6 protein-coding genes and 1 tRNA gene are annotated in these 5,486 nt (G+C 62.3%); 1 reads left to right on the top strand and 6 read right to left on the bottom strand.

Annotated elements, in window-relative coordinates; translation table 11 throughout:
• The 6 genes from WB508_RS07575 to WB508_RS07600 form a co-directional block, all read right to left on the bottom strand.
• On the bottom strand, positions 1–886 hold an 886-nt coding region (locus WB508_RS07575), incomplete at its 3' end, for a hypothetical protein (protein ID WP_423844278.1).
• Positions 887–1,153: 267 nt separating this feature from the next.
• A complete protein-coding gene (locus WB508_RS07580; RefSeq protein ID WP_423844279.1) occupies positions 1,154–3,460 on the bottom strand; it encodes a CotH kinase family protein in 2,307 nt (768 codons plus the stop codon).
• Between the two features lie 155 nt (positions 3,461–3,615).
• On the bottom strand, positions 3,616–4,278 hold the full coding sequence (locus WB508_RS07585; RefSeq protein WP_423844280.1) for an FAD-binding oxidoreductase: 663 nt from the start codon (positions 4,276–4,278) through the stop codon (positions 3,616–3,618).
• A gap of 5 nt (positions 4,279–4,283) precedes the next feature.
• On the bottom strand, positions 4,284–4,721 hold the full coding sequence (aroQ, locus tag WB508_RS07590; protein ID WP_423844281.1) for a type II 3-dehydroquinate dehydratase: 438 nt from the start codon (positions 4,719–4,721) through the stop codon (positions 4,284–4,286).
• On the bottom strand, positions 4,721–4,927 hold the full coding sequence (locus WB508_RS07595) for a hypothetical protein (RefSeq protein WP_423844282.1): 207 nt from the start codon (positions 4,925–4,927) through the stop codon (positions 4,721–4,723). The genes aroQ and WB508_RS07595 overlap by 1 nt, the downstream gene beginning before the upstream one ends.
• Positions 4,920–5,270, bottom strand: coding sequence for a metallopeptidase family protein (locus WB508_RS07600; RefSeq protein WP_423844283.1), 351 nt, complete (start codon positions 5,268–5,270; stop codon positions 4,920–4,922). The genes WB508_RS07595 and WB508_RS07600 overlap by 8 nt, the downstream gene beginning before the upstream one ends.
• A gap of 58 nt (positions 5,271–5,328) precedes the next feature.
• Here WB508_RS07600 and WB508_RS07605 point away from each other — a divergent pair.
• Positions 5,329–5,401, top strand: a tRNA-Glu gene (locus WB508_RS07605).
• The last annotated feature ends 85 nt before the right edge of the window (positions 5,402–5,486 follow it).

The raw sequence follows: 5,486 nt of genomic DNA on the forward strand, positions 1-5,486 counted from the left end.
CCCCAGAGGAGTTGGCGCTCGCCGAACCGATGCTTTCCCAGGTGTCCGGCGATCCAGACGATCCAGGCACCTTGTGAAAGAAGGTGACCGTCTTGCCTTTAAAGGACGAAGCGAAGTTGGCAATCAGCTTGCCCTGCTCTCCGAGTCGAACATCGGCGGGGTTGACGCTGAATGGGCCCTGCTCAGGAAAACTGGCCGGATCAATTTCCTGCGGGACGATCTCGATCGGTTTGGTGCACTTGGCCGAACCCGGCGAGGTCTCTGCGCGGATCACCATCTTCGTTGTGCCAACCTCCACGCTAAAGGTGGCATTGCCATACTGATCCGCCTTCTGGGAGTTTCCAATTGCTGCGTCGGGATCCACGCCATCGACCACTTGGTACAAGGTGATGTCTTTGCCTTGCTGGTCACTGGCGAAGTTCGCGAAGATCGAGACGGTGGAATCGGGGGTCACGATCTGCGGCGATGAGGACAAAGCGCCTGCTACCGGGCAGGTACTAGGCGCTGCTGCCGAATCAATCGTCTTTCGGTTGGTCTTCTCGCCTTTGCTCGTCAGAGCGAACAAGACCTGATTGCCACTTACCGCGTAACCCTTGAGGTACGCGTTGCCATTGGTGTTCGCCGTCTGGGTCCCGATCGGCTCGAATGTCTCGCCGTCGGGAACGACATCCGACCTGTAGAAGGTCACTTTCGCGCCCTTCTGGTTGCTCGCGAAGTTGGCGCTAAGCGTCACCGTGTCGCCATCCGCGAAGGTCGAGGGCGAGATGGAGAAGACTCCACTCGAGCTGCCTGCAGGATAAGACGTGGCCGCCGATGCGCTGGTCGGGGACACCAGAGCCAACAAGAGCCCAATGATGATGGCGGAAAAAGGGAGTGAACGTCGCATGGTGATCGCCTCAAGCGGAAATGAGTGGCGCGCCCCCCGACGCAATGGATGCGTCACCATAGGCTCTTCTCAGACACCGTGTCAGAGGAATGTGAAAATTTGATAACAAATCGAATGGGCTGGCGGCACAGGGCATATTGACGAAGAGTCGTGTGCAGACGGCTTCCAGCTTGCCCGAACGAGGGCGGACACCAAGCATTCTGAGCGAGCCGCTGCACTTGTCGACATGTTCTAATCAGCGCTGATGCTCGGCGGGTGTTGCTCAGCTCAGAGATTGTCGTCGAACCAGGTGTATCGGGCGTCGTACCAGTTGCGGAGCCACGCAAGCTCGGCTTCCGCGTCATAGGGCTTCACCCGCGGCTTCAACCGATCTGTCTTGCTGGCCCACATCTGGTTGTCGTTGCCGACCACCCGAAGACCCACGGCGTAGTCGCCACCTCCTATGGCTTCGACACCTCTCGTGACGGCGTCCCCACCATTGCCGGAGCCACCACCTCCGGCCATGATGTAGAACTCGTCCTTCGCCGCAGCCCACCGAGCCTTCAACGCGTCGAGGAAGCGTGGGTCCTTGATCAGCTGCGTGTACCAGTGGATCTTGGCGGTGTTGTGATACGCCTGCCCGGTCCCGCGCAGCCACCATCCCTCGGGATTGTCGAGCTCGGGCATGGTCGAGGAATCCCTGGCGCCGGCGCTGCGATCAAAGTCCCACACCGGGCCCATGAAGAACTTGTCAGCGCTGCCGGGGTCCGCGTTGTTGGTGTAGAAGTAGTTGCTCCGATACATGTCGGAGTCAGTGTCCTTGGTGAACTCCTTGAGCAGGTAGTAGTCGACCGCGGAGTCCAGGTCGAGATACGTCAGCCAATCCTTCGCAGGACTCGAGGGGCTGTACGATCCCCAATTCCGCTTCTTGGCCGAGCCGGTGATCACGTTCGGGCCGTAGAGCACGTCCTCGAAGTTTCTGATCTTGTCCTTCATGTCCGCGATCTTCTTCTTGGACAAGCCGTCAGGGCGGAGGGAGCCGTCGTCCTCATACTTGTATTCGTCGGGGTCCTTCCAGGAGTAGTCGAGGCGCGCGTAGATGCCCTTTCCTTCCATGCCCGGAACGCCATCTTCTCGCCACCACGGGTCGAACTCGATGATCTGGCCGGTGTCCTCGTTGATGTCCACGCGATCGTTGTCGATCTTGATCGACTGGACCAGCTGATAGCTGCCGCGGTACGAACCGTTGACGACAACCTCGGTGAAGACACCCTTCGAGGTCCAGTCCAACCCCTCGAGACGAGCACCCAGATCGAGCCCTGCGAAGCTGCGCACGAAGGAGCGGTCGTTGAAGTTCGCCAACAGCACCCAGGTCTTGTCCTTCTTCAAGCCGAATGGCTTTTGACTCTTGTCGAACTTCAGCTTGAACGGCTTCTTGGACTGCTTGGACGTGGTGTTTCCTCGTACCGAAAGCGTTTCCAGATCAAATGTCTCGGACAGCTCTCCGCCGATCGACCACGCGGCCCGGCCGGGGTGTTGCACACCTTTCCTGCTGGGGATCTTGCGGTCGTCGGTCACCACATAGAGGATGTGGTTGCCCAGCGTGTCGGGACCGCCGTTGACCGTGTCGATCGTCGCGGGCGTGATGGTCTCGACCGGAGTCCGCACGCCGGTGTCGGTCATCCCGAAGAACGTCTCGGGCTTGTCGAACGTGAAGCCCGGGAGATACGCGTTGCCCGATGAGTTGCTCACGTCAGAACCGACCGACTCCCACGTGTCGGGCGACACCTCACGGAAGAACGTCACGGTGAGGTTTCTCAGGGGTGACGCGAAATTGGCCGCCAGCTCGGCAGTCTCACCTTCGCGAACGTCACCGGGACGGGTGTAGAACCGGCCCCGCTCGTCGGTGCTGCTGTCAGGATCGACGGCCTCCGGTGTGATCGTGAGTGTCTTGGTGCACCTGCCCGCAGAGGTCTCAGCGCGGACCCTGATCTCGGCGTCGACCGGCACATCGGTGAGATAGGCGTTGCCATAGCGGTTCGATTTGTCGGTGCCGAGAATCTCTTCGGTGTCGCCGGTCACCCGATAGAACGTGACGTCGAGATACTTCTGATCGCTGAGGAAGTTGCCCGCGATCGTCACCGAGCTGCCCGGAGTGACGATCTTCGGAGAGGTGTAGATGGTCCCGGCGCGTGCGCACGTCCTCGGTCCCGAATCCCCAGAGACGTTGAACAGCTGGGTCTGCTTGCCTGTGGTCGCGCGCGCGAACAGGGTCTGGTCGCCCGTCATCAGATGGTTCGTGAGGTAAGCATTGCCGTTTCGGTTCGACGTGTCGACGCCGATCGACTCGAAGGTGTCGGTGTCCCCCACTCGTTGGTAGAAGGTCACGTCCCGATACTTCTGATCGCTGGGGAAATTGGCGGCGAGAGTCACCCGGTCGCCGTCGGCGAAGTCACCTGGCTTGGCGTAGAACACCCCGTACGGGCTTCCACCCCCATAGGTGGTGCTCGCTGCACCCGCCGAGCTGGCTGTGCCCGTCAAGAGGGCGGCCACGATGGACAGAAAAAGGGCGTACGGCAGCAGCGATCGGCGCATACCAGGCTCCTGAGAACTAGGAAGTTTGGATGGTGCGTTTCCCCGATTGGCCGTCCACGTTAACTACCGTCATGGCGCTCCGCAGACGATTGAGTAATTCAGTCCACTTCTCGCTGGACGCGACACCCCGTATGCGGTACAAGCGCACCGAAAAATCAGTGTGAAAGAAATTCAGGGCTGAATGCGGTGCCGTCGACCGCATCGACACGCCGGCCCTCCCATGCTCCGGTGTGAGCGATGACCTCCAGGGCATCTGCTGCGGCACGGGAATTTGCCATCCGCACATGACGCAGGGTGACAAATCGCGGGACCCGCTCCAGCTTGATGCGGATCCGGACCGCGTAACCCAGGCTGCCGTAGGAGTTCGGGAAGGTGTCGAACAAATCCGCGTGGTCACCGTCAGGTGCCGCCGTGACGATCTCGCCGGATCCGGTCAAGATGTCCATCTCGAGCACGGACTCGTGCGGGAGTCCATGGCGAAAGGACGTCGACTCGATGCCCAGACCCGTGACCGCGCCGCCCAGGGTGATGGTGCGCAGCTGCGGGACCACGTACGGGATGAGACCGTGCGGCAGGGTCTCGTCGACGAGCGACTCGTAGGTGCAGATGCCCTGCACATCGGCGGTCTGCGCCACGGTGTCGATGGCGATGACGCCGTCGAGTCCCGACACGTCGAGCCCGGGGGCATCGTTGGCCGACCGGGGACGAAAGAGGTTGGACGTCTTCTTCGCGAGCCGCACCCGCTGGCCGGGACCGATCGCCGCGTACGAGGTCAGCAGTACCTCGACAGCGTTCGCGTGCTGCTCCCACCCCTTCATGGCGACTAGCTCCCGCCCGAGTCGCTCCCGAGGTGGCGGAGTGCGGCTGCGTATCCATCCAGCCCCATCCCGACCACGACGGCCGCGGCGATATCGCTGATGTAGGAGGTGTGCCGAAACGGCTCGCGTGCATGCACGTTCGACAGGTGCACCTCGATCAGTGGTTCAGTGAGCTGGCTGGCGGCATCACGCACCGCGACGGAGGTGTGCGTCCACGCTCCGGCGTTGAGCACGACCGGCGAGCGAGTGTCGGCCGCCTCATGCAACCAGCCGATCATCTCGGCTTCGTCATCGGTCTGGCGGACCTCGACGTCGAGGCCGACCTCGACTGCGACCGCCTCGCAACGTGCGACGAGATCGGCGTAGGTGGCTGTGCCGTACACGTCGGGTTCGCGCACGCCGAGCCGGCCCAGGTTGGGTCCGTTGAGGACGAGGACGGTCATCAGGGGGTCTCCAGCTGCCAGACGGGTGCTTCGCTGCCGACACTGTCACCGGTAGCACTCAGATCGTACGGGCCCGCACACGTGAGCCGCTCCTCATCGCCCGCCAGCAGATCGGTGTCGCGCAGGGGCGGGGTGCGTGAGCTTCGGTGGTGAGCGACCGCAACGGTGACGAACCGGTCGTAGCGGCGAATCTTGTTGTCAGGCATAGCCCAGGTCGTGCAGGCGGTCGTCGTCGATCCCGAAGTGGTGAGCGATCTCGTGCACCACGGTGATGTTGACCTCTTCGACGACATCGGCCTCGGTGTCGCAGATGGCCAGGGTCGGATGCCGAAACACCACGATGCGGTCAGGCAGTGCGCCGCCGTAGGACGAGTCGCGCTCGGTCAGCGGGATGCCGTCGTAGACGCCGAGCAGGTCAGGGTCGTCGGCAGGTGGGTCGTCCTCGATGAACAGCACGACGTTGTCGAGCAGCCTGGCCAGCTCGTCGGGGACCCCGGCCAACGCCTGTTCAGCCAGCGCGGCGAAGCGCTCCTCACTGACCTCGACCATGCACCCATCCTCCCTGAGTGTCGACGGCGACAGCACCCCGTATGCTGTTCGGGTCCCGGCCCCCATCGTCTAGCGGCCTAGGACGCCGCCCTTTCACGGCGGTAGCACGGGTTCGAATCCCGTTGGGGGTGCTCTGAAAGGCTTCGGATGTCCCAGCAGCACCAGATCGGCGCCCGTACCAAGGCCTCGGCACTGAACCGTGTGCAACGACGCGTC

This window comes from Aeromicrobium sp., from assembly GCF_049586495.1.
Taxonomy (GTDB): Bacteria; Actinomycetota; Actinomycetes; order Propionibacteriales; family Nocardioidaceae; genus Aeromicrobium.